We start from the raw sequence: 1069 nt of genomic DNA, 5'->3' as shown, positions 1-1069 counted from the left end.
GACAGCTACATCTCCGGTGAGGGCGGCCGGTGGGCGGGCAATGCCAACACCTCTCCCAGCGGCGACGTGTGGGGCACCGACCGCAAGGCGGACTGCCCGGACAGCAAGGACTGCGTCTACGGCGACACGTCCTACGACGGCGGCAACCGCTGCGACCGCTCGGACACCTCACCCGTCACGAACGCCGTGCTCGACGGCATCCCCGGGGAACGCCATTTCAACATCGCCTGCTCGGGGGCCAGGACCGAGCACATCGTCTCGGAGAAGTACCAGGGTGAGGTGCCGCAGGCCGAGCAGCTCGCGCGCCTGGCGAAGGACAACGACGTCAAGATGATCGTGGTGTCGATCGGCGGGAACGACCTGGGCTTCTCCGACATCATCCGCGACTGCGTCCAGCGCTACTGGGTGGACCTGTTCAGCGGCACCTGCAACCCCGGTTCCCCGGACACCGCTCTGCAAGACAAGCTGGAGAAGACGCGGCAGGGCGTCCGCACCGCCCTGCAGAAGATCCGCTCCGTCATGACGGACGCCGGATACCAGGACGGGGACTACGGGCTCGTGCTGAGCACGTACCCGAATCCGCTGCCCCGCGGTGCGCAGATGCAGTACGGCTTCCCCACCCGTTACACGACCGGGGGATGCCCCTTCCGCAACGCCGACGCGGACTGGGCCCACGACCAACTCGTGCCGGGTCTCAACGCCGCGCTGAGCACCGCGGCGACCGAAACCGGGGCGTCCCTGCTGGACGTGCAGGACGCGTTCGCCGGGCACGAGCTGTGCGGCCAGAACGCCAAGCAGGCCACGAGCGCCAACTCGCGTGCCAACCCGCTGCCGGAGGCGGACGCCGAGTGGGTCCGCTGGATCCCCTACCAGTTCGACAAGTCCAAGGGCTGGCTGTGGGGCTCCCAGGGGGACAAGCAGGAAGCCGTCCACCCGAACGCGTACGGGCAGAAGGCCCTCAGCGCCTGCTTGACGGCCTTCGCCGCCGAGGCGGCCGGGAGCCCGGCGCGTCCCAGGAGGTTCACCTGCGCGGGGACTCCCGGCAAGGGGATCGACGGCGTGGGACGGC

The 1069-nt window shown here is 69.5% G+C and carries 1 protein-coding gene; it reads left to right on the top strand.

All coding sequences use genetic code 11. The features are described 5' to 3' along the window. The coding region (locus tag ACIO9K_RS37890) for a GDSL-type esterase/lipase family protein (protein ID WP_400336461.1) at window positions 1-1069 on the top strand (1069 nt) is incomplete at both ends.

The sequence above is a fragment of the Kitasatospora sp. NPDC087271 genome, assembly GCF_044744605.1.
GTDB lineage: Bacteria > Actinomycetota > Actinomycetes > Streptomycetales > Streptomycetaceae > Kitasatospora.
Note: the sequence above shows the minus strand (reverse complement) of the source record. Positions and strands in the feature narration are given on the sequence as shown.